The organism is Streptomyces sp. L2 (assembly GCF_004124325.1).
In the GTDB taxonomy this organism is placed as follows: domain Bacteria; phylum Actinomycetota; class Actinomycetes; order Streptomycetales; family Streptomycetaceae; genus Streptomyces.
Map to the genome: position 1 here is coordinate 672,915 of NZ_QBDT01000001.1, position 20,997 is coordinate 693,911.

Here is a 20,997-nt window from a genome sequence, read left to right on the forward strand (position 1 = left end):
TGCGTATGGGTAGCCTCCGGCACCCGGATGGCCTGGAGCGATTCCTCACCCATAGGTTCCCGTCGGTGTGAGCACACTGAGGAGGAAACGCTTGCGAGGCCTGCCGGCGAACACATTCGGACCACCGGGACGGGCTCCCGCTCAGCCGCTGCGACAACCGCTGCCGAAGGGACGACGGTGATTTCGGCGGACGTCTTCCCTGCCCGTGCCGGCGTCGCGGCCTACCTGTGCTGCTATCCGGCCGATCCTCTGCAGGCGGCGACGCAGCGGTACGCGCTGCGCCGCCATGCCACGGAGTTGGGTCTCACCGCGCCGGTGGTGTTCCGGGAGCAGGGCGTCTGGGCCCACGGCGTCCGCCCGCAGTTGTGGCGCCTGGTCGCCGTCGCGGGCACCGGCGCGTTCCCTGTGGTGTTCCTGCCTGATCCTCGTCTGTCATGTCTCGACAGCCCGGACGCCGACGATGCCCGGACGCACCTCGCCGGCTCCAGATGCCGGCTCCTTGATCTGCCCGTATCCTGTCCGCGGCGTCATCTGTGATGTCCGGCCGGACACAACGTCAGAACGTATGCACTCCGTTGCCGCTCGCGGTGCCTGCCGACGTCGAGGCCGGAGAGGCGCACCGCGGCACCGAGCAGTGACGGCACACGGCCTCGCGCACCGTCGTCGTTGTCGGGCCCGGAGTGTGCGGCCCCGTAGGCCCGGCGCAGACCCGCACGGGCCCGGGAGGCCAGGGACGCCACGCCGCTCGGGCTGATTCCGAGAAGTTTGCCGACGGCCGCAGTGGACCTGCCCTCCACCGCCGTGTACCACAGAACGGCCTGCCAGCGTCGGGGCAGTGACCGGAACGCGATCCGGACCAGGTGTTCGCTCTCCAGTTGGAGGACGCGCTCCTCACCGGTCTCGGGCGCGGCGCCGTTCGGCGCTTGGGCCACCTGGCGTTCCAGGTCGTCGTACAGTTCCGTGCGCCGGGCGGTGGCCGCCCACCTGCCCGCGGTGTGCCGGACCACGCTGAAGAGGTAGGGACGCCAGGAGGCCGCGGGCCCCGCGCCCGTCCGCACGGCGTGCAGGGTGCAGGCGAACGCCTCCGAGGCGAGGTCCTCGGCCTTGTGCGGGTCGCGGGAGCACGCGAGGGCGTAGGCGATCACCGCGGGTCGGTGCCGCCGGAACAGCTCCTCCATCGCGGCCTCGGCCTGTGGGCCTCGCACGGCGGCGGTCAGCTCGGTGTCGGACCAGGCCGCCTGGGGTGTGGCGGTCACCATGCATCCGTCTCCTTCTGTCATGTGGTCAGCAGCGCGTGCTCGATGAGGGTGATGAGGACGTTCTTGGCGTCGTCACGGCGCCGCGCGTCGAGAAGGAGCACGGGGACACGGGACGGGACTCCGAGGGCGTCGCGGACACGTTCCACGGGGTGGAGACGTGCGCCGTCGAAGCAGTTGACGGCGACGACGAAGGGGATCCCGCGTTGCTCGAAGAAGTCGATGGCGGCGAAGCAGGACGGCAGGCGTCGTGTGTCCGCCAGTACGACGGCTCCCAGCGTGCCCACGGCGAGTTCGTTCCACAGGAACCAGAAGCGATCCTGGCCGGGAGTGCCGAAGAGGTAGACGGCCAGACGGGGGTTGATGTCGATCCGTCCGAAGTCCATCGCCACCGTGGTGGTGGACTTGGCCTCCACGCCGCTCGTGTCGTCGACCGGACGGCCGGCGGAGCTCAGCCGCTCCTCGGTGTACAGCGGCCGGATCTGGCTGACAGCGCCGACCAGAGTGGTCTTGCCCGCACCGAAGCCTCCGGCGACGAGGATCTTCAGGATGGTGGGAGGTGTCGTCGAGGAAGGCGACGTCGAGGAGGGTGAAGTCAAGGGGGGTGACGGGGACGTCCGACGGCGGGGCTCAAAGGGCGCGGATGCCATTGATCACTTCTCTCAGGATGTGTTCGTCCGGGAGTTGCGCGGGCGCGGCAGCCCGGCGGACATGGATCAGACCGTCACGGTGCAGATCACCGAGGAGGACGCGCACGACGCCCAGCGGGAGGCCGACGGCGGAGACGAGATCGGCCACCGTCGACGGGCCGCCCCGGCAGAGCTCGAGGAGCGAGCGTTCCTCCGGGCTCAGCGGATGACCTGGCGGTTCCGCTCCGGCGGTTGCCTCGACGAGGACCACCAGGCCGAACAGGCCGTCATGGTCCGTTCTGGTGCGGCCGCGGGTCATCGCGTACAGCCGGACCAGTGGGCCTGCCTCGTCGTCGTGCAGGGGATGCGCCGGGTACCCGGAGGCGTACCCGGCGGGTGCGGGGCGTCCGGCTGTCGGTGGTGTGAAGCGTTCGCCAGGGGATTCGTGCTCTGCGAAGGACCCGGCGGGATCCGTCATGCCTCTCCTCTCCCGGCGGGATCCGGTACCACTCCGGTTCGCGGTCCTGCGCCCAGGTGCTCGCCGACGCGCTTGACCAGGGTGGCCATTTCGAAGGCGACCAGTCCCGGGTCGGCGGACGCGCTGCTGAGGACGGCGAGACAACTTCCGTCTCCGGCCGCGGTGATGAAGAGGAAGGCCCGGTCGAGCTCGACCAGCGTCTGCTGGACTCCACCCACGTCGAAGTGGTGACCGGCTCCCTTGGCGAGGCTGTGCAAGCCCGAGGCGACAGCGGCCAGGTGTTCGCAGTCCTCGCGGGTGAGTGATGCCGAAGCAGCCGTGGGCAGACCGTCACTGGACAGCAGGAGGGCGTGCTGGACCTCGGGCACGTCACGGACCAGTTCGTCCATGAGCCAGCCGAGGCCGTTGGACGGTACTGGTGGCGACACGGCGTTCATGAGTTCTCTCCTCGTGCGGGGTTCGAGGGCGCTGAGGCGCGCTCGTGCGGGGCTGTGGGAGGCGCGGAGTCGGGACGCGGGGGTGTCGGGTTCCGGCCGCGCATGGTCCCGCGGTGAAAGGCACCGAACGTGGCGCGGGCCTGCTCGGGACGGAGCGGGCGCGCGGCGGGCGCGCCGTCGGCCGGGCGCGCGGCCGTCGGCGGCGTGTCGCGGAGGCGCGCGGTGAGGTGCGTCTGCGGGATCCGACGAGGAAGTTCACCGTCCTGCTCGGCCGGAGTGACGAGGGCGCGACCGGGTTCCTCCGACGGCTGCCGGCGGGAGGCCGGCTGTTCGGCGCCGGCCGGCGTGCGGCCCGGCTCGGGTGCCGCGGTGGCACCGGAGTGCGGTGGATGCGCACCGTGTGTTCCGCCGCGCCGGTGGCGTCCGCGAGGCGTCCGGTGTGGGTGTGCCGGCCGCGACGGAGTGCCACCGGTCCGCGAGGGCAGCGGCGGACGGCCGGCCTCATCAGCGGCGGACGGAGGGGTGCCGCCTTCGGCCGGAGTTCCGGGCCGCCCGCTGGTGTGCCGCAACTCGAAGGAACGTTTCTCCAGAGCGTCGGAGGGCAGCTCGGCCCGCCCGGGAGCAGGCTTTCGCGCCGCGGCCGACTCCTCCGCGGCGGCGGTTTCCTCGCCGGCCAGCAGGCTGTTCGGGAGGAACACGATGGCGCTGATGCCGCCGTACGGCGAGGGGCGCAGGACCACGCCGATCCCGTGCCGGTGAGCGAGCTGACCCACCACGAACAGGCCGAGCTGTGCGGCATCGATCAGCTTGAACTCCTGGTCCTCGCGCAGGCGGCGGTTGAACTCCTCCCGCGCCGTGGGGGTCATGCCGAGACCCCGGTCGCTGATCTCCAGCACGAACCCGGTGGACACCACTTCACCGGCGATGGTCACCTGGGTGTGCGGCGGGGACCAGACGGTGGCGTTCTCCACGAGTTCGGCCAACAGATGGGTGACGTCGGTGACGAGCGGACCGTCCAGCCGGATACCGGGCAGGCCGTGCACCATGACGCGGGTGTAGTGCTCGACCTCGGCGACGGCGGCGCGGACGACGTCGAGCATCCGCACCGGGTCACGCCACAGGCGTCCCGCGGGCCCGCCGGACAGGACCACCAGACCTTCCGCGTGCCGGCGCATCCGGGTGGCCAGATGGTCCAGGCGGAAGAGATCGCCGAGGTCGTCGGGGTCCTCGGTGCGCCGTTCCATCGCGTCGAGCACGGTGAGCTGGCGGTGTACGAGAGTCTGAGTGCGGCGGGCGAGGTTGACGAACACGGAGGCGGCGGCTCGCCGGATCTCCGCCTGCTGCACGGCCGCCTCGACGGCCGCGCGCTGTACGCTGTCGAACGCCTCGCCGACCTGGCCGATCTCGCCTCTGCCGTAGTCCAGGGGCGGAGCCGCCGCCGCGATGTCGACGAACTCTCCCTGGCGCAGCCGGGCCATGACGGCGGGCAGACGTGTGTCCGCGAGGTCCTTGGCGGCATCGCGCAGGACCACCAGCTCTCTGACCAGACCCCGGCCGATCCGGGACGACAGCACGACCGTCAGGGCCACGGCCGACAGGCCGACGGCTCCCGCCAGGACGGCGCGGCGAATGATGTCGGACGCGTCCCGGTCGCCCTGCCGGGCGATGTTCGTGGCCAGCCAGCCGTTGAGTGCGCCCAGCTGGTCCCCGACCTGTGAAGCGGCCGCCCGCCAGGAAGCGATCCGGGTGATGTGCCGGGAGCTGTCGGTCTCGCTGCTGAAGAACGCGTTCTCGTATCCCCTCAGTTCGCTCCACTGCCGGCTGCGCATGAAGGCGTCGTAGGGACGCCGGTCGGGCCCGGCCAGTGCCTGTTCGTGCAGCGAGAACAGCAGACGCTGGGATTCCAGGGCGCTGTCCAGGAGGCGGTACTGGTCCTCCTTCGGACGGGAGGTGGCCTGAAGTCCGGTGAGCGCGGCCTCCTCCTGTGACACGTACTCGTGGGCGCGGGAGAGTCCGGTGAGCACCGCGCTGCGCTCCGCGAGCCGGCCGGCACGCAGACCGTCGAAGGTCGTACGGAACTGGAAGGTGGGTTCGACCAGCTCGTTGTACCAGCGCATGGCCTCCTGCCAGGAGAGGCCGCGGTCACTCACCTGCTGGCGCACGGAGGCGAGCGGGTCCGTCGCGGCGAGCATGTCCGTGAAGCTGTGGCGCTGGTCGGACGTGAGGAGACCGAGATGGCCCTGGGTGATCTCCTGCCGCAGGCCTTTGAGGGCGCCGTCGGTGTTCGTCCGCGCCTCCTGGAGTTCGTTCCTGGACCGCACGGAGACCGCGGTGGTGAGCCATCGGACGGTGGCCAGCCGCTCTTCCTGGACGTCCTGGGCCAGGGTGTCGGTGCGCGCGGCGAAGTGCCGGGAGCTCTCCGACGCTCTGCGCAGATCCTGCAGGTCGCCCATCACGGTGACGACCGCGAAGGCCCACATGCCGACGAGAGCGGCCAGCGGCACCGCGAGGAGGGTCGTGATCCTGACGCGTATCGACCCGTTTCGGGCGAGCTTGGCCCCGCGCACGTTCATGGCTCCTCAGCTTGTGCCTTGTGGGAGGTTGCCTTCTGACCGGGAGAGGATGACACGACCACTCAATAGGATCAAGGTCATACCATTGAGTAATTAAGAGCGCCCGGATGGAGATCGTCGGCCCGGGCCGGGAGGTGAGAGAGGGAGGACGGCTTCCCGCGGGCGCGGGCGCGACGTCAGGCGAGCAGCTCGCGCAGCCGTGCTTCGGCGTGCTCCACGTGCTCTTCGGCCGTACGCCGGGCCGCTTCGGCGTCACCGACGAGGATTGCGTGGACGATGGCGCGATGCTGCTCGGCCTCGGTCTCGACGTGCTCGTCCGGCATCGGCATGGCGCACAGCACATCGTTGAGGCGCATACGCGTCTCGGCCACGCCGGTGGCCAGTGAGTGCGAACCCGTGAGCTCGGCGATGGCCAGGTGCAAGCGGGAGTCACACTGCTGGTAGGCGACGCGCGGAGCGTGTCCGACCTCGGACAGGCGTTCCTGCAGGGTCGCCCGCTGGGCGGCGGTGAGGGATCGCCGGGCCGCCTCCTGCGCCGCGCCGGCCTCCAGGATCCGGCGGAACATCAGCGCGTCGGCGAGATCGGGGCCCATGTCCCGCGCGACCCGGCGCACATCGCCGGTGTCCGATGCGGCCGCCCGGTAGGTCACGAAGTTGCCGCCGTACCGCCCCCGGCGGGACTCGACGCACCCGGCCTGCTGGAGCGTGCGCAGGGCTTCGCGCAGGGTGACGCGGCTCACCTTGAGTCGAGCGGCCAGTTCGCGCTCCACCGGCAGGCGGTCGCCGTACTTGAACACACCGAGCTTGATGGCCTGCAGGATGCGCTGCACGGTCTCGTCGAAGGTATTGCCATTGCGGACAGGCCGAAGGATCGCGCCGCCCGCCCAGTCGGCACCCTCTTCCCGCTCCAGTGACTCGCCCACCCCGGGATACTACCTACGCGGCAGTTGTACGGACAGGCATCACGATGACCCCTACGTCGACCGTCATCCACAAAAGGTCTGCTCTTTGACCTATTAAAATAACGAATCGACGCCGACGCGACTCCATTCCACAGCACCACATGGGCGGAGAAATTTGTGGATCTCTGACAAGAACACACCGCCTCCGTCGGCCAGTGTGGTTGATTCTGCGGACGGCGCTCCGTTGACCGACCCGCTATCGACGAGGTGTGGCGTGACCAGTCCACTGGGGTCTCCTTGGTCCTCTCTCCCGCATACGGTGATTCCGCTGATGAAGGGCCATCTGCCCGCGCTCGGCGAGGAGATCGTCCTGGCCATCCGGCAGGGAACCCCGTCGGACACGGACCCTGCGGAGGCAGCGATGAGACAGCGGATCAGGACGGGCGTGGGCCATGCCCTGGACGAGTTCCTGGCGCGCTTGTCCACGCGCGGCCCGAGGTCGCCGAACACGGCCGACCTCGCGGAGAACTGCCGCGCGCTGGGACGAGCCCAACTTCGTGAAGGCCGGGATCTGGAAGCCCTGCACACGGCGTACTGGTCCGCGGCCCGCGCGGCGTGGCGGCGATGTGTGCGGCTCGGGACGGGCGGACACATCGCGCCGGCGCACATGTACGCCCTCGCCGAGGCGCTGTTCGTCTACATCGACGAGCTGGCCAGTTACACCGTGCAGGGCTACACCGAGGAGCAACGCCGCACGGCGGACGAGTCCCGCAGGCGGCGTGAGCGTCTGCTGAGTCTGCTGACCGCACCGACGCCGCCCTCGCACCAGGCCGCCACCGACCTCGCGAGGGCCGCGGGATGGGGTCCGCCGCGGACGGTGCAGGTGGTCGCGCTGAGGCCGGCGCCGTCTCCCGCACACGGCGTTCCGGCGCCGCCGGCCGACCTGGACGCCCTGGCCGATCTGGACGAGCCTGAGCCGTTCTGGCTCGTCCCGGATCCAGGGCCGCACTCCCGTGGAGCGATCGAGCACGCTGTGCGGGGACGGGTGGCCGCCGTGGGTCTCGCCGTTCCGCTCACCCAGGCGAGGAAGTCGTTGTGCCTGGCCCGCAGACTGCTCGCGCTCCTACCCGCCGAAGCGGCTGGCGGGACACGTGTGGTCCATTGCTCGGATCACCTGGTCGAACTGCTACTCACCGGCGAGAGCACCCTCGTCCAGGCTCTGACCAGGCGGCGCCTCGGCCCGCTCCAGGGCCTCAGGGCGACCCAGCGGGACCGTCTCTCCGAGACACTTCTGGCGTGGCTGCAGTCCGGGCACAGCACGCCGGAGACGGCGCGCAGACTCGGTGTGCATCCTCAGACCGTTCGGTACCGGCTGCGCCAGATCCAGGAGTTGTACGGCCCCCAGCTCGACAGCCCGGACGTCCAGTTCGAGCTCGAACTCACGCTTCGGGCCCAACAGCTCAGCAAACACTGACACAGCCGGTCATCTGGTGCCCTTCCTCGTGGCCAGGCCGTCGAGGCTTGTGGCCAGTCCGTCGAGAACGCCGGCCGGAAGGAGCCGGGCCGGAAGCCGAGCCGGCTTGCGGTGCCGGCCCGGCGCGGGACGCGGTGCCGCGGCAGGCGGGTCACGCAGCGGTGAGGTGGCCCACTTGATCCGCAGGTACTCCTCGGCGGGCCACCAGCCCAACGTGCTGCGCGGCAGCCTCTGTTGGAGTCGCCGGTCGAGATCGACGACGTCGTAGTAGACCTCGCGACAGCTCAGACAGTCGACGAAGTGAGGAGACGGGCGCATCAGGGGCGACGAGGTCACGCGTCCGTGGGCGACCAGGGATCCGATGGCGTAACGACACGGCCGTCTTTCCAGACGCTGCAGATACACGTCCATGCGCGTGCGACGCAGCGAGTCCCGTGCCTTGTCGCCGAGTTCACCGAGGTGCCGGTACGGGTGTCCGGTGATCCGCGTGATGGACACGGCGTCGTCCCGTTCCACCGCCGCGTGCCACAGCAGGCACTGGGAGGCCGCGGGCTGCAGCTTGAACGCGGTCGCCAGCTGGCCGTCGTGCTCCAGAGGCCACCTGCCGCCGTCGTTCACCCATGCGCGGAACCCCGGAGCGAGGGAGGCCGAGTCGTCCTGTATCCGTGCGACAGCGGCCGTGCGCACCCATTCCTGTAACTGACGTCTGAGGCACCCGCGATGGCGGCCCAGAGTCCACTGGGCGTAGAAGCTCGCGGACTGACTCAGCCGCGCGAAGGCCATGTCCGTGAGGTCGTACGCATCGTACGGATCGGATGTGCAGCTCACGGCGTACGCGTACACCGCCGCATGGTGGCGACGACGCAGCTCTCGCGCCGCTGCCCGGGCTCCTCTGCCCAACCGGGCGACCAGTGCGTCGTCGGAGCAGCGCAGCGCGACGGCGGTCGGCGACAGGGCATGAGCGCCTCTGCTCAGTGCCGGCCCCACGAGGCGTCGGCACAGGAGCGGAGCGACGGACGGATCGGCGCGGTCCCGTGGTCCTGCGCCGTGCTCACCGCGCGGTAGGACGAGCCTCCGCATCGCTAGAACCCGCCGTGGCTGTACGCCGGGTCGCGGTCGCAGGCCCGGGCGATCGACCAGGACAGCACGCCGCCGCGGTCGGCGGGTGCGGAACCGGTGCTCGCGTACGCGGCGACCGCGGCCACTCCACGGCGGTTCGCCGCGAACTCCGCCACCCGGGTCCAGGTGACGAGGTTCCTGTTCTCGGCCGTCGACCACGGGACAACGTACGCGTCCGTTTCGGCATCCGCACCGCCGTCGCTCGGCGGTCGCACCACGTGCAGGATGATTCCCCGACGGCCCAGCCCGTCCATGAGCGGAGTGTTCGGGTCGACGCCGAACCTCGCCTTCAGCTCGCCGACGTCGGCGTCCACCAGGTGACCGGCGATCCGCTCGACGGTCAGGTCCTCCCCTTCGACGTGGACGCGCAGGATCCCGCCGGCGACCGCGGACGACTCCGGCTCGTAGGCATGTCCGGAGGCATGCCGTGGCTGCACGGCCAGATAGAAGGCTTTCCAGTCGTCGTCCGTGTGCCCGTGGTTCCCGCCGGGTCGCCGAATCCCGTAATCCCTTATGTAGTTCCAGTGCTCCGGCGTTTTGTAACCGTGATATCCGTCGAATCGCGCAGCCATCTTCTCTCCATGGACATCCCCGTGGACATGCGGCCGGGACCGGATCCCGGCCGTGTCATGTTTCACCGATTCTGACGCACTGACGTACCACGGACGGAATTTTTGTGGCTAAGCGACAAAAACCCTTTGGACTGTGTGGCCGACACGCGAAAACGCGTTTTGCGGTCACCGATTGTCTTACGTGTTGCGGTGAATCTCGTCCTCCCGGAACGTGACGACGACGGAACCGGGTCGCAGGGCGGCGTTCTTCCGATGGGCACGTGCCCCAGGGGTCAGGGCTTCCCGGGTAGCGATGGCGATGGTGTCCCTGGCTCGGCGTGTCCGGATCGCGAAGGTGTGCATGCCCGTGCTTCCGTCGGTGGTCTCGGTACCCAGGGTCACGATCCACACGAATTCCTTTTGCCGCAGCAGGTCGCCGGCAATCGAGGCGAAGGACCGGGGCCAGGTCGTCGGGGGAGGCGGCGGGAGCGGGGAGGCCGTCGTTCGGCTGCGACCGTCGCGGAGCGGGAACCGCGCTCGGGCCGCCGTGCTCCGGCAGCGAGGCGGTGTCACAGCGGTCGACGGGACCTGTGGCGGCATCGTGCGGGCTGCTGGGGGTGAGGGGTCCGCGCGCGGAGAGTCCGGCCCATGAGGCCGGTAGAGCGGCGCGTGTCCTCAGGTTCGGCGACGGACATCCCTCGGCACATCGGCCCCCGGGAGATACTCGGGCCTCCGCGGAGATACCTTCCCGGCGCGCGACTACTCCTTGAGGCCTACGCCGACCGGTCATGGAAGGTGCTGTTCCCGGGGGGCGGCTTACTGTGAGGTATGCGCGACAGGCTGCGAGGGAAGCCGTGGCCAAGCCCCCTGGCCGTGTTCGTCGCCGTGATCCTTCTCCCCGTGGTCGCCAAGAACCTGACCCTGACCTGGGTCCAGGTGGTGGCGGCCCGAGTGGGCTGCGGGGCGCTGCTGCGTGCACCGGCCGCTCGCGGTGTTCCTCGTGGTACTCCCGGCGACCTTGGTGGCCATGTACGCGGAGGATCTGGTCTTCCCGATGGCGCTGATGCCGATTCTGGCGCTGTTCCACGTCGGGCGGTCCTGCTCCCTCCGGATCGTCACAGCCTGCACGGTCCTTGCCGTCGCCACGGTGTACGTGACCGTCGACTTCGCGAAGGACATCGAGCACTTCGACCTGAGCAGCGCCAACCAGCTGGGCTGGTTCGTGACCGCCGCCGCGGGAGTGGCCGCCGAGAACCAGCTCCGGGCCCCGGTCGGAGGCCGACGGTGGGCGCGGCGTGCGGAGGAGTCGAGGCAGTCGGAGGCCAGGCGCCGGGTCAGCGACGAGCGGTTGCGCATCGCTCAGGGGGAGGTGGTGAATCTCGTCGGCGGGGGGGATGGCCAACGACGAGATCGCCGAGGCGCTGGTGCTGTCCCGGTTGACGGCCAAGACCGATGCGAGCCGGATTCTGACCAAGCTGGGGGGCCCGGGACCGCGCCCTGCTCGTCGTCCTCGCCTACGAGAGCGGGCTGCTGAGGCCCGGCGCGAGCGAGGGAGACGACAGCTGAGCACACCGGACTGCCGCGCCCGTGTCACCAGCCGCGTACATGATGTCGCCGACGGTCTCGAACACCGGGCCGTACGCCGGTGTTGGCGCATAGATCCACGCCCCGGCCAGCACCCTCTCACCCTTGTCCGCCAGCTCGTGCAGGGCCGTCATCCAGGCGGGCAGCGGGCCCGACGGCAGAAGACGGTAGCCGAGGACGCGGGCGAGCTGGGCGTCGGCCTCCCAGCGGTCGGCCGCTCCTGTCTGCGGGCAGTCCCGGTACACGTTTGGCCCGACGGTGTACCGGAAGGCGTGCTGCGCACAGGCGTCCGCCGCCGTAAGAGAGATCATCGTGAACGGCAGCAGCGCGAAGCCGGGCGAGTAGAAGCTGCGTTTGAGCGCGAGGACGGTGCTGGAGTACGACTCCAGGTTCAGGACCTTGAGGCGCAGCTCCGTGAAGTCGTCCAGCGGGAGCTGCGCGATCTTCTGGTAGAGCGCGGCGCTGAAACGGGCTCCGGGAAGCTCGCCGCAGGGCGCTCCGAAGGTGTTGCCGTACGCGTCCTTGATCAGGTTCATCGTCGCGGCCCCGCGACGGCTCGGGACGCCATGGCCGGGTGCGCGTCGAGGCGTTCGGCGAACCGGGCCGCTTCGACGGCGATCTGTTCCTGATCCGCGCCGGCGTCGCCGACCAGGGCGAGACGGCCGCCGTCGGCCGTCTCGCAGACGAACAGGAACCCCTCGGCGAAATCGATCACGACGTAGCGGACCCGGCTGGTCCCGAAGCATTCACCGGCGCCCCGCGCCAGGCCGTGCAGCCCGCAGGCCATGGCCGCCAGGCGCTCCGCCTCCGCGCGGTTCAGGGTGCGGGTGGCAGCGGTGACGAGTCCGTCACCGGAGAGCAGTACGGCGTGCCGGAGCGGCGCCACACGCCGCACCAGGTCTCCCAGGAGCCAGGTGGTCCCGCCGAGCGTCGAGGCTTCGAGTGGCGTGGTCATTGCGGCCGTCCTTCCGTCGGTTGACCGGTGTCCGGCGCGGCCTCGGAGGGCGGCGCCGAGGGGTACGGGGTGGCGGTGGCGACACGTCCCTGGGACATCCCGCGGTAGGAGGCGGCGCGGTTCACACGCGCCTCCTCGGGCGATGCCGGCACCCGGGGCGTGTGTCCCGACCGGTGGGTGCGCCGGGGCAGGCCCGACGGGGCCGGGCGGGGTTGTTGCGGGGCTGATCGGCGGCCGGCGGCAGCGGAGTCCGGGTGAGCGGCCGTAGCCGGCTGCTGGTCGTCGGCGGAGGACGGCTGGCGTGGGACCGCGGTCGGCCCCGGGAGCACGGAGCCGTCGCCGGACGGCGCCGTGGCCGTCGATGCCTCGGTCTTCTCCGGCGCGGGCGCCTGGGTGAGCAGGGTGTTCGGGATGAGGACGACGGCGGCGACCCCGCCGTAGGCGGAGCGGCGCAGGTTGACCTTGACGCCGTGGCGGTGCGCGAGCCGGCCGACGACCAGCAGACCCAGCCGTTCGGCGTCGGCGCGGTCGAAGTCGTTGTTCTGCGAGACGCGCAGATTGGCGTCCTCCAAGGCCTCCGGCCCCATGCCGAGGCCCCGGTCGTCGATCTCCACGACGAAGCCTCGCGCGGCGCTCATTCCGTCCACCGTGACCTGTGTGCGCGCCGGCGAGTGCTGCATGGCGTTCTCCAGCAGCTCGGCGATGAGATGGGTCAGATCGGTCACGGCATGGCCGTGGACATACTGGTCGGCGAACGACCGTACGACGATGCGGGAGTAGTCCTCCACCTCGGCCGCCGCCGCCCGCACCACGTCGAACAGCGACTCGGGCTGGTCCCAGGCCGCCCGGGAGGAGCCGCCCGTGAGGATGATCAGTCCCTCGGCGTGGCGGCGCATCCGCGTCGCCAGGTGGTCGAGACGGAACAGTTCCGCGAGTTCGTCGGGATCCGTGGTGCGGCGTTCCATGGCGTCCAGCGACGCGTGCTGGCAGTCCAGCAGCACCTGGTTGCGCCGGGCCAGATTGACGAACACCTCGGCGGCCGCACGGCGTCCCTCCGCCTGTCGCACGGCGGCGTCGACCGCCGCGAGCTGGACGGTGTTGAACGCGTGGCCGACCTCGCCGATCTCGTCGCGCCCGGACTTCATCAGCGGCGCCGCCTCGGCGACGTCCACCTCCTCTCCCGCGCGCAGCCGTTCCAGGACGTCGGGCAGCCGGTGATGCGCGAGGTCGCGGGCCGAGTTGCGCAGCCGGACGAGTCGTCTCGCGAGGTGCTGGCCGATCAGCGCCGACACGGCGACGGACAGAAGGATGGCCAGGACGCCGAGCGCCGTCGCACCGACGTTGCGCCTGAAGAGGTCGTCGGCACGCTCACCGGCCTGTGCGCCGATCCGCTGTCCCACCTGCTCGTTGACCCGGTCCAGGTCCACGCGCGCCTGCCGGGTGGCGGTGCGCCAGGCGTCGACTGAGCGGGCCTTGCCGATCGGGCCGTCGTCGTCGTGCAGGAACGCGCCCTCGTACCGTTCGAGTGTCATCCAGTGCCCGCTGCGCAGCAGTGCCTCGTAACCGGCCGCATCCGCGCCGTCGAGGTCGGGCAGATGGATGTCGAGCAGCAGCCGGTGCGCCTCCACCGCACCGTCGAGCAGCCGCAGCTGGCCCTCGTCGGGCTTGGCCGCGCCGGCGATCCCGGCCAGGGACGCCTCTTCCTGGGCGACGTATTCCTGTACGCGTGCCAGCTCGACGAGCACGGTGTCGCGCTGGGCGAGGCGGTCGGCCTGGAGTGAGGTGAACGCCGCGCGGAGGCGGAAAGTGGGCGCGATGAGGTCGTTGTAGCGCTGCAGGATCTCCTCGGGGGGAAGCGACCGGTCCTGGGTTTCCGTCCGGACGGCCTTCAGGCGGCTGGCGCTGTCGAGCACGATGCCGACCGCATCGGAGGCGCCATGTCCGAAAGGGCTGGACCGGGCCTTGCGCGCGTAGGCGTGCGCCGCCCCGGCGAGCCGGTCGGTGTGTGCGCCGGCCGCGCGGAAGGCCGCCTGGGCCGTGGCCGAGCCATGGGCGGAGAGGTCTTCCATCGCGGCCAGCCGCTCGGCCTGGAGTGCCAGCGTCCAGTCGCGCAACGGGGCGCCGGCCGGTCCGTGGGCGTCACTGACGGCCCGGAGCCCGGACACGTCGTCCGACACCGTGACGAGCGAGAACGACCACAGTCCGCACAGGGTGATGAGCGGCACCACGACCAGCACGATGAGCTTGGTCCTGATCGATAGGAGACGAAGGCTCATTGTTCGCGGGGTCCTTATGGTGACGGGAGAGCGCTGAATGCATGCGACGCATTCCGAGCGACGCAGACGTAAGAGCGATGACGGCGCCATCCATCCCGCCACTTTACTCACTCTTTACCTAATGGTTCGTCGTCGGTCACGTCCATCGATTTCTTGTAACCATGGGCAGAAATCGCGGGATCGTTTCCATCTCTCGCACTCCTACGGGTGCGTCGGGCTGTCTCTTCGCAGTCCGCGCATCGATTTCCGGCACACCCGCGAGGTGGAGATGCACAGAGACGACGAGAGCGCCATGAGACGGCCGGAGGGACGGGGCCTCGGCGGACCGGACGAGACTCTGGCGCGGCACTGGCTCGTCCGGGCGCTCACCAAGAGCCCCGGCCCGCCCGAGGAGACCCTGGCCGAGCTCGCCCACTCGGCGAACTGGCGGCTTCCGGACACCGTGCAGATCGTCGCGCTCACTCCGGCGCCCGGCCGGCACCGGGGGGTACTCCAGCAGTCCGACGTCCTGGCCGACTGGCACGCCGAGACCCCGTTCCTGCTGATCCCGGACCCGGCTCCGGACTCGCTCACGCTGGTGCGCCGCGCGCTCCGCGGCACCACCGCGGCCATCGCCCCGGTGGTGCCGCGCCCCTACGCCGCTGCCTCGCTGCGCTGGTCACGGACGATGCTCGCGCTCGTTCCCGAACACCGGGGTGCGCAGACACGGATGGTCCGCGTGGAGGAACATCTGGCGACGGTGCTTCTGCTGCAGGACGAGGCGCTGCTGCGGCTGTTCACCGGCCGGCTTCTGCATCCGCTGGCCGATCTGACACAACGCCAGAACGAACGGGCGACCGAGACACTGCTGGCCTGGCTGGAGAACGGCAACGGCGCCCGGGCCGCCGAGGCCCTGGGCGTCCATCCGCAGACCGTGCGGTACCGGCTGCGGCGGCTCGGCAAGCTCTTCGGGCCGCTGCTCCGGGATCCGCAGCGCCGCTTCGAGCTGGAACTGGCCCTGCGGGCAAGCCGCCTGGCCGACGAGCTGCGCAGAAAACACCTCCGCGTGCCGGCCCGGAGACGGCCGGACACGCCGGAGGTGTGGAGCCGTCAGTGTTGAACTGTCGGCGCTGAGCAGTCAGTGCTGAACCGTCGTGGACAGCGAGAAGTCCGCGAACTGGGCGCTCTCGTTCTTCTTCGGTCCCCACGAGGTGTCGTGGCCGCCGAAGAAGGTGGAGAAGAAGACTCCACCGAAATTGATCTTGGAGATACCGGTGGCCGCGTGCTTGGCGGCGAAGACCTGCTTGCCGTCGAACCAGACCGTGAGGTCACCGGTGCTGCGGTTCACCAGCTGCTCGACGCTGTGCCAGTTGCCGTCGGCGGTCCACTGCCAGTTGCCGACGCCGAGGTCGACGCCGTAACCGGTCGGACCGGAGTTGCTCGGGGTGTAGAGGTAGAGCTCGCCGTCGTTCGGGTGGGACTTGGCCCGGAACATGTGGCGCGTCGACCATCCGTTGCCGTGGGTGCCGCCGGACTCCTGCCCGATGACACCGCCGTACAGCCCGGGCAGCTTCCCGCCCTTGCCGAAGTCGAAACCCGACGGGAACTTCAGGTGGTACTTGAGGTCGAGCGTGGACGACTTGGCCAGCTCCGGTTTGCCGAGGCCGGTGAGCGAGGTGTAGAACTGCCCGCCGCCCTTCGTGGGGCAGTTGCGGCACGAGTTGGCCGACGAGCCCTTGCCGTACGTCACGCTCAGCGCGGTGCCGTCGCCGGGAGCCTTGGCGTCGCTGACCTGCTTGAGGTTCGCCTGGCCCCAGGCGCCTTTCGCCGCCACACCCCAGGACTTCTTCCAAGCCTTCGAGCCGTAGCCCTTGAAGTCTCCGGTCCAGGCCGCCCCGGACGGGGCCGTGGAGGAGGACGGGTGAGAGCCGGACGCCTGGGAGGCGGACGAGTGGGACGCGGACGGCTCGGGAGAGGCCATGGCCAGGGACGCGGTGACCGCGGCGGCGGCCGTGCCGACCGCGACGGCGAGGGCGACGCGGCGTTTACCGAAAGTCCGGCGGGCATGAGATGTCGAGGACATGATGCTCCTTCAGGGAGTGAGTGGACGGTTCAGGACTCGTCCGGCGGGACGGAGAACCCCGTCGTGGCGCGGAGGCCCGACGGGCGTACGGCCGGCACGGCGACGCGGGGAACGCGCGCTGCGCGACACGGTGGCCGGGACAGAAGGGGAAGCCGTACACGGTGCCACCCCAAGGCTCCGATCGCCTATATGAACGATGCCTGTTCCGAAGGAGGATCGAGCCGGGGCAAGCTAGCCGTGGCACGGAGATCAAGTCAATGCCCGCAACCGGCGGCCGTCGCCGCTTTGTCACTGGTGCACACATCGTCTCGGATTCTTGCCGCAATCCGGACCGCGGCCCTTGACGCTCCCGGAAGGCCGCTCCTAGATTTCCCGGTCGGTTCAGCACAACGAATTTGGTCCGCATACCTGAACGTAGGGAGATCCTCCATGGCACGGCCCGACGGCCACCGCAAGAGGATGACCCGGCGTCGACGGGGTCTTGGTCTCGCGCTGGTGTCCTTGGCCGGGACGTGCGCCGCACTGGTGGCCGTGCCACAGGCGTCGGCCTCCTTCGTCCCGGGCGGGCTGGTCTCGGCGCACTACGTGATCCGGGACGCGCCCCGCGGCGGACTCACCGGGATCGGCTTCCCGGTCACCGTGATCCACCGGCCCGACGCGGCGGGCCAGTACTGGGCCCAGCAGTTCTCGTTCACAGACGGCCACGGCGGCTACATCGGCATGGCCTCGAAAGGAGGCGGCCAGGCGAAGTTCAGCGTTTTCGGCAAGGGGTTCACCACGCATGACGCACGCTGCCGCAAAGGAGCGGACCTCGGGTCCGGTGTCAGCTGCAACATCAACCATCCCATCGCCACCGGCGTGACCTACCGGCTGGATGTCACCCGCGGTGCGCGCGGTTCCTGGCAAGGCTGGATCGTCGACACCTCGACGGGCCGCCGGACCGAGATCGGGCAATGGACCGCGCCTGCCGGTACGGGCCTGCTCAGGCCTAGCGGATCCGGTTTCGCGGAGTACTACCTCCCCGTCTCCTCCTGCGCCTCACTCCCGTACGCGCAGGTCCGGTTCGGCGCCCCACGCACGCTCGGGGCCGAAGGCGGCACGGGCTGCTTCAACAGCGCCTACGCCTACGGGAGATGCAAAGGCGCCGCCACGTCGAGCGGCCGGCCCGTGAACGACGGCGTCGACATCACCACAGGCCGTTGAGCCGGCCGGCCACTCCTGTCGCCGGCAATCGCGTCCCGGAGCGGTGACGGAGTCTTCCCGCTCCGTCGAAACGTCGGCCGCCGCGCCGGAGATCTTCGCTTCCGGCCGCCGTGTCCTGCGCGCGACATACACCGCCACCGGCGCGGAGCCCCTTCCACCGTTCCCGTCCCACCACACACATCTCATGTCTCATGGAGGAACAACCATGTCCACCGCACACACACCCCGTTCCCACCGCGCGCGGCGGCACCGCCGCAGTGTCATCGCCGCCGCGTCCGCGCTCGGCGTCGTCTCGCTCGGCCTGTGGGCCGGCCAGAGCTTCGCCTCCCAGACGGACAAGTCCCCGAAGACGACCGCGGGCCCCCGGCCCGACCACGTGGTCGTCGTCATGTTCGAGAACCAGCCCTTCCGATCGGTCATCGGATCGTCCAGCGCGCCGTACATCAACTCGCTGGCCAAACAGGGCGGACTCCTCACCGCCTCGACCGCGCTGAGCCACCCGAGCCAGCCGAACTACTACCAGCTGTTCTCGGGCTCCAACCAGAAGATCAAGAACGACAGTTGCCCGAAGCTCGGCACCATGACCGCACCCAACCTGGCCAGCGGGCTCCTGGCGGCCGGCAAGACCTGGGGCAGCTACAACGAGAACATGCCGTCCAAGACGACCACCTGCAAGAGCGGTCTCTACGGGGCCAAGCACAACCCGTGGTTCGGCTTCAAGAACGTGCCGGCCGCGACCGCACACGACTTCACGTCCTTCCCGAAGGACTACTCGAAGCTGCCCACTGTCTCGTTCGTCACGCCGAACCTGTGCAACGACATGCACGGAGTCTCCGGCACCTGCAAGAAGAGCGTCTCCACCGGTGACTCCTGGCTGAAGAGCAAGCTCGACGGCTATGCGCAGTGGGCCAAGGCCAACAACAGCCTGCTGGTCGTCGACTTCGACGAGGGTAAGGGTTCGGACCAGCGCATCACCACCCTCTTCGTCGGAGGGCCGGTGAAGCCCGGCAGCACCACCAGCACCAAGTACGACACCTACGACGTGCTCCGCACCATCGAGGACATGTACGGCGTGACGCCTTCGGGCAACGCGGCCTCCGGCACGGACATCACCGGCATCTGGAAGTAGTCCCGATCCTCTGGAAGCGGCACACACATGTATCTCGCGGACAGCCGTTCCGCGGACGGCGCCCGCTCGCCCGGCCGGAGCACCCGCTCCGGCCGGGCGGCCGTCGCCGTCCCCTCCACCGTCATCGTCCTCGGTACGGTCAGTCTGATCACCGATGTCTCCTCGGAGATGGTGACAGCCGTTCTCCCGCTCTACTTCGTCGCCCAGCTCGGTATGTCCCCGCTCGGCTTCGGCCTGCTGGACGGCGTGTACAACGGTGTCACCGCTCTGGTCCGGCTGGTCGGCGGACGCCTCGCCGACCAGGGCGGCAGCGCGCACAAGATGATCGCCGTCATCGGCTACGGCCTGTCGGCACTGTGCAAACCCTTCCTCCTCCTCGCGCACAGCGTGCCGCTGATCGGTGCGGTCCTCGCCGCCGACCGCACCGGTAAGGGCCTGCGCACCGCGCCACGCGACGCGATGATCTCCTTCGCCACCGAACCCGCCTCGCGTGGGCGGGCGTTCGGTGTGCACCGGGCCATGGACACGGGCGGTGCGCTGCTCGGCCCGGTCGTCGCCTTCCTCGTACTGCGCGTGGCCGCGGGTGGCTACGACGCGGTCTTCGGTCTCAGCGGATGCATCGCCGCGCTCGGTGTCGTCGTCCTGCTGCTCTTCGTGCCGAGACGCATCGCTGACGGGCCGGCGGCAGTGCCGGCGCCGGACGAACGCCGGGCACCTCTGCGCCGGCTGATCCGGCGGCCCGCGGTACGGCGGCTCACCGCCTGCGCGGTGCTGCTCGGACTGACCAGCGTCAGCGATTCCTTCCTCTACCTCGGCCTCCAGCGGCGGCTGGACCTGTCCGACACCTGGTTCCCGCTGCTGCCGCTGGGCACCGCCGCCGGCTTCCTGCTCCTGGCGTATCCGTTCGGCCGGGTGGCCGACCGGATCGGCCGCAGACGGCTCTTCCTCCTCGGCCACCTGGGCCTGCTCGGCGCGTACGTCCTGCTCCTGGCTCCCGGCGCCGGCAAGGGCTCGGTCCTGCTGCCGTGTCTCGTACTGAGCGTGCACGGCGCGTTCTACGCCGCCACCGACGGTGTGCTCGCCGCGGCCACCGCCGACGCCGTGCCCGAGGAGGAGCGTGGCAGCGGTCTCGCCGTCGTGCAGACCGGTCAGGCCGCGGCACGGTTCCTGTGCTCCATCGGCTTCGGCGCGGCATGGACGTCATGGGGCGACCGCGGCGCCCTGGCCATCGCCACGGCCGGGCTGGTCGCCGCCGTCGCCGTCAGCGCCGTATTGCTGCGCCCGGCCGCCGGCAGCCGGGAGGAGGAGCGGTGAACATCAAGCGCCGCCTGACGGTGCTGCTCACCGTCGTTCTCTTCCTGGGCTCCGTCGGTGTGGGAACGCTGCTGCACGCACACCGGCAGGCAGCCAGGACGTCACAGACTCAGGCCGGCGGTCCGCGCGTCGTCTCCGGCGACGTCGACCTCGACACTCCTGGCACGATCCTCTTCCGCAACACCGCCTGGGGCCCGCACTGGAACGAGATCACCTCGGTACCGGCCGCCGACCCGAACGGACCGCGCACGTCAACGGGCCTGGACTGCATGCGTTTCTACACGGCCAAGGGCACCGGTATCTGCCTCCAGGGAAACCACGGCACCGTGCGTGAGACTTACCGCGCGGTCGTGCTCGACGCGCGTCTGCACGAGGTGCGTCACTTCGCCCTGGCCGGCATCCCCACCCGTGCCCGTGTCTCGCCGAACGGCCGCATGGTCGCCTGGACGGTGTTCGTCGGCGGTGACTCGTACGCGGGCAGCAGCTTCTCCACCCGTACCACCATCGTGGACACCCGCACCTGGAGCACGGACCGGAACCTGGAGACGTACCGCTTCCTTCTGGGCGGGCGGCAGAAGGAGGCCGCCGACCTCAACGTCTGGGGTGTCACGTTCGCCGACGACATACACTTCTACGCGACCGTCGCCACCGGCGGCCGCACTTACCTCGTCCGCGGCGACCGCAGCGCCAGGACCCTGACGGCGCTGCACACCAATGTCGAATGCCCCTCGCTGTCCCCGGACGGCACCCGCATCGCCTTCAAGAAGCGTGTCAAGGGCGCCGATCCGGACGCACCCTGGCGGCTGTACGTTCTCGACCTGCGCACGATGCGCGAGACCGCCACGGCCGAGTCGAACAACGTCGACGACCAGGCCGCCTGGAGCGGGAACGACTCCCTGGTCTACGCGTTGCCGGGCGACTACGGCGACGACCTGTGGACCGTGGCCGCCGACGGAAGCGGCCACCCGCGCCGCCTCATGGTCTCGGCGATGAGCCCCGCCTACACCCGGTAGGTGGTGTGCGGGCTCAGTCGTCCTTGCGGGTCAGTCGTCCTT

At 70.1% G+C, this 20,997-nt stretch carries 20 protein-coding genes and 1 pseudogene; 8 read left to right on the forward strand and 13 right to left on the reverse strand.

The genetic code is table 11. The features are described from left to right. Nucleotides 1-177 precede the first annotated feature (177 nt). Nucleotides 178-537, forward strand: coding sequence for a hypothetical protein (locus tag DBP14_RS02960; protein WP_129305489.1), 360 nt, complete (start codon nucleotides 178-180; stop codon nucleotides 535-537). Here the strand turns inward: DBP14_RS02960 and DBP14_RS02965 are convergent. The 6 genes from DBP14_RS02965 to DBP14_RS02990 form a co-directional block, all read right to left on the reverse strand. After that, nucleotides 528-1,259, reverse strand: a complete 732-nt coding sequence (locus DBP14_RS02965; protein ID WP_164992238.1) for a sigma-70 family RNA polymerase sigma factor — start codon at nucleotides 1,257-1,259, stop codon at nucleotides 528-530. The two genes, DBP14_RS02960 and DBP14_RS02965, sit on opposite strands and share 10 nt — an antisense overlap. 17 nt (nucleotides 1,260-1,276) lie before the next feature. Then, nucleotides 1,277-1,906, reverse strand: coding sequence for an ATP/GTP-binding protein (locus DBP14_RS02970; protein WP_129305491.1), 630 nt, complete (start codon nucleotides 1,904-1,906; stop codon nucleotides 1,277-1,279). Continuing rightward, nucleotides 1,887-2,363: a DUF742 domain-containing protein gene (locus tag DBP14_RS02975; protein WP_129305492.1), complete on the reverse strand. Its 477-nt coding sequence runs from the start codon at nucleotides 2,361-2,363 to the stop codon at nucleotides 1,887-1,889. The genes DBP14_RS02970 and DBP14_RS02975 overlap by 20 nt, the downstream gene beginning before the upstream one ends. Next, on the reverse strand, nucleotides 2,360-2,800 hold the full coding sequence (locus DBP14_RS02980) for a roadblock/LC7 domain-containing protein (RefSeq protein WP_129305493.1): 441 nt from the start codon (nucleotides 2,798-2,800) through the stop codon (nucleotides 2,360-2,362). Before DBP14_RS02980 ends, DBP14_RS02975 begins: the two co-directional genes overlap by 4 nt. Further along, entirely contained in the window at nucleotides 2,797-5,373 is a 2,577-nt protein-coding gene (locus DBP14_RS02985) for a nitrate- and nitrite sensing domain-containing protein (RefSeq protein ID WP_129305494.1), read from the reverse strand. The genes DBP14_RS02980 and DBP14_RS02985 overlap by 4 nt, the downstream gene beginning before the upstream one ends. A gap of 176 nt (nucleotides 5,374-5,549) precedes the next feature. Next, nucleotides 5,550-6,296 carry a GntR family transcriptional regulator gene (locus DBP14_RS02990; RefSeq protein WP_206739193.1) on the reverse strand — a complete coding sequence of 249 codons (747 nt, stop codon included), beginning with the start codon at nucleotides 6,294-6,296 and terminating at the stop codon, nucleotides 5,550-5,552. Nucleotides 6,297-6,606: 310 nt separating this feature from the next. On the opposite strand from DBP14_RS02990, the gene DBP14_RS02995 reads away from it, so the two are divergent. Then, nucleotides 6,607-7,749, forward strand: coding sequence for a helix-turn-helix domain-containing protein (locus DBP14_RS02995; RefSeq protein ID WP_129305495.1), 1,143 nt, complete (start codon nucleotides 6,607-6,609; stop codon nucleotides 7,747-7,749). 9 nt (nucleotides 7,750-7,758) lie between these two features. On the opposite strand, the gene DBP14_RS03000 is transcribed toward DBP14_RS02995, so the two are convergent. The 3 genes from DBP14_RS03000 to DBP14_RS03010 all read right to left on the reverse strand — a co-directional run bounded on the left by DBP14_RS03000 (nucleotide 7,759) and on the right by DBP14_RS03010 (nucleotide 9,821). After that, entirely contained in the window at nucleotides 7,759-8,436 is a 678-nt protein-coding gene (locus tag DBP14_RS03000) for a hypothetical protein (protein ID WP_129305496.1), read from the reverse strand. A 395-nt stretch (nucleotides 8,437-8,831) separates the two neighbouring features. Beyond that, nucleotides 8,832-9,440, reverse strand: a complete 609-nt coding sequence (locus DBP14_RS03005) for a hypothetical protein (RefSeq protein ID WP_129305497.1) — start codon at nucleotides 9,438-9,440, stop codon at nucleotides 8,832-8,834. A gap of 177 nt (nucleotides 9,441-9,617) precedes the next feature. Next, the gene (locus tag DBP14_RS03010; RefSeq protein WP_129305498.1) at nucleotides 9,618-9,821 is read right to left on the reverse strand and encodes a hypothetical protein; all 204 of its coding nucleotides are present in this window, start codon (nucleotides 9,819-9,821) and stop codon (nucleotides 9,618-9,620) included. A 983-nt stretch (nucleotides 9,822-10,804) separates the two neighbouring features. Here DBP14_RS03010 and DBP14_RS36630 point away from each other — a divergent pair. Continuing rightward, nucleotides 10,805-10,985, forward strand: a pseudogene (locus tag DBP14_RS36630) (LuxR C-terminal-related transcriptional regulator); the annotation flags it as partial. On the opposite strand, the gene DBP14_RS03020 reads toward DBP14_RS36630, so the two are convergent. The 3 genes from DBP14_RS03020 to DBP14_RS03030 are packed head-to-tail and all read right to left on the reverse strand — an operon-like array spanning nucleotide 10,934 to nucleotide 14,234. After that, nucleotides 10,934-11,539 carry a hypothetical protein gene (locus tag DBP14_RS03020; RefSeq protein WP_129305499.1) on the reverse strand — a complete coding sequence of 202 codons (606 nt, stop codon included), beginning with the start codon at nucleotides 11,537-11,539 and terminating at the stop codon, nucleotides 10,934-10,936. The pseudogene DBP14_RS36630 and the gene DBP14_RS03020 overlap by 52 nt on opposite strands. After that, nucleotides 11,536-11,958, reverse strand: a complete 423-nt coding sequence (locus tag DBP14_RS03025) for a roadblock/LC7 domain-containing protein (protein WP_129305500.1) — start codon at nucleotides 11,956-11,958, stop codon at nucleotides 11,536-11,538. Before DBP14_RS03025 ends, DBP14_RS03020 begins: the two co-directional genes overlap by 4 nt. Next, nucleotides 11,955-14,234 (reverse strand): nitrate- and nitrite sensing domain-containing protein, encoded by a 2,280-nt coding sequence (locus tag DBP14_RS03030; RefSeq protein ID WP_164992240.1) that lies wholly within the window; start codon nucleotides 14,232-14,234, stop codon nucleotides 11,955-11,957. Before DBP14_RS03030 ends, DBP14_RS03025 begins: the two co-directional genes overlap by 4 nt. A 292-nt stretch (nucleotides 14,235-14,526) precedes the next feature. Between DBP14_RS03030 and DBP14_RS03035 the strand changes: the two genes are divergently transcribed. Then, nucleotides 14,527-15,333 carry a PucR family transcriptional regulator gene (locus tag DBP14_RS03035; RefSeq protein ID WP_164992241.1) on the forward strand — a complete coding sequence of 269 codons (807 nt, stop codon included), beginning with the start codon at nucleotides 14,527-14,529 and terminating at the stop codon, nucleotides 15,331-15,333. Between the two features lie 18 nt (nucleotides 15,334-15,351). On the opposite strand, the gene DBP14_RS36350 is transcribed toward DBP14_RS03035, so the two are convergent. Beyond that, nucleotides 15,352-16,296, reverse strand: coding sequence for a polysaccharide lyase (locus DBP14_RS36350; protein WP_206739194.1), 945 nt, complete (start codon nucleotides 16,294-16,296; stop codon nucleotides 15,352-15,354). 429 nt (nucleotides 16,297-16,725) lie between these two features. Here DBP14_RS36350 and DBP14_RS03045 point away from each other — a divergent pair, with 429 nt between their 5' ends. The 4 genes from DBP14_RS03045 (at nucleotide 16,726) to DBP14_RS03060 (ending at nucleotide 20,955) form a co-directional block, all read left to right on the forward strand. Next, nucleotides 16,726-17,499, forward strand: coding sequence for a hypothetical protein (locus DBP14_RS03045; protein WP_129305503.1), 774 nt, complete (start codon nucleotides 16,726-16,728; stop codon nucleotides 17,497-17,499). Between the two features lie 205 nt (nucleotides 17,500-17,704). Beyond that, a complete protein-coding gene (locus tag DBP14_RS03050; RefSeq protein ID WP_129305504.1) occupies nucleotides 17,705-18,628 on the forward strand; it encodes an alkaline phosphatase family protein in 924 nt (307 codons plus the stop codon). 27 nt (nucleotides 18,629-18,655) lie between these two features. Then, complete coding sequence (locus DBP14_RS03055) at nucleotides 18,656-19,942, forward strand: MFS transporter (protein ID WP_129305505.1); 1,287 nt, start codon at nucleotides 18,656-18,658, stop codon at nucleotides 19,940-19,942. After that, nucleotides 19,939-20,955 carry a TolB-like translocation protein gene (locus DBP14_RS03060; protein WP_241740783.1) on the forward strand — a complete coding sequence of 339 codons (1,017 nt, stop codon included), beginning with the start codon at nucleotides 19,939-19,941 and terminating at the stop codon, nucleotides 20,953-20,955. The genes DBP14_RS03055 and DBP14_RS03060 overlap by 4 nt, the downstream gene beginning before the upstream one ends. The last annotated feature ends 42 nt before the right edge of the window (nucleotides 20,956-20,997 follow it).

Bases quoted from the DNA above. Each gene is read 5' to 3' on its own strand.
- DBP14_RS02970 (WP_129305491.1), bottom strand. From the start codon at position 1,906: ATGGCATCCGCGCCCTTTGAGCCCCGCCGTCGGACGTCCCCGTCACCC.
- DBP14_RS02995 (WP_129305495.1), top strand. From the start codon at position 6,607: ATGAAGGGCCATCTGCCCGCGCTCGGCGAGGAGATCGTCCTGGCCATC.
- DBP14_RS03030 (WP_164992240.1), bottom strand. From the start codon at position 14,234: ATGAGCCTTCGTCTCCTATCGATCAGGACCAAGCTCATCGTGCTGGTC.
- DBP14_RS03045 (WP_129305503.1), top strand. From the start codon at position 16,726: ATGGCACGGCCCGACGGCCACCGCAAGAGGATGACCCGGCGTCGACGG.
- DBP14_RS02965 (WP_164992238.1), bottom strand. From the start codon at position 1,259: ATGGTGACCGCCACACCCCAGGCGGCCTGGTCCGACACCGAGCTGACC.
- DBP14_RS03055 (WP_129305505.1), top strand. From the start codon at position 18,656: ATGTATCTCGCGGACAGCCGTTCCGCGGACGGCGCCCGCTCGCCCGGC.
- DBP14_RS03005 (WP_129305497.1), bottom strand. From the start codon at position 9,440: ATGGCTGCGCGATTCGACGGATATCACGGTTACAAAACGCCGGAGCAC.
- DBP14_RS03020 (WP_129305499.1), bottom strand. From the start codon at position 11,539: ATGAACCTGATCAAGGACGCGTACGGCAACACCTTCGGAGCGCCCTGC.
- DBP14_RS03035 (WP_164992241.1), top strand. From the start codon at position 14,527: ATGAGACGGCCGGAGGGACGGGGCCTCGGCGGACCGGACGAGACTCTG.
- DBP14_RS03025 (WP_129305500.1), bottom strand. From the start codon at position 11,958: ATGACCACGCCACTCGAAGCCTCGACGCTCGGCGGGACCACCTGGCTC.
- DBP14_RS02980 (WP_129305493.1), bottom strand. From the start codon at position 2,800: ATGAACGCCGTGTCGCCACCAGTACCGTCCAACGGCCTCGGCTGGCTC.
- DBP14_RS03050 (WP_129305504.1), top strand. From the start codon at position 17,705: ATGTCCACCGCACACACACCCCGTTCCCACCGCGCGCGGCGGCACCGC.
- DBP14_RS02975 (WP_129305492.1), bottom strand. From the start codon at position 2,363: ATGACGGATCCCGCCGGGTCCTTCGCAGAGCACGAATCCCCTGGCGAA.
- DBP14_RS02985 (WP_129305494.1), bottom strand. From the start codon at position 5,373: ATGAACGTGCGCGGGGCCAAGCTCGCCCGAAACGGGTCGATACGCGTC.
- DBP14_RS36350 (WP_206739194.1), bottom strand. From the start codon at position 16,296: ATGTCCTCGACATCTCATGCCCGCCGGACTTTCGGTAAACGCCGCGTC.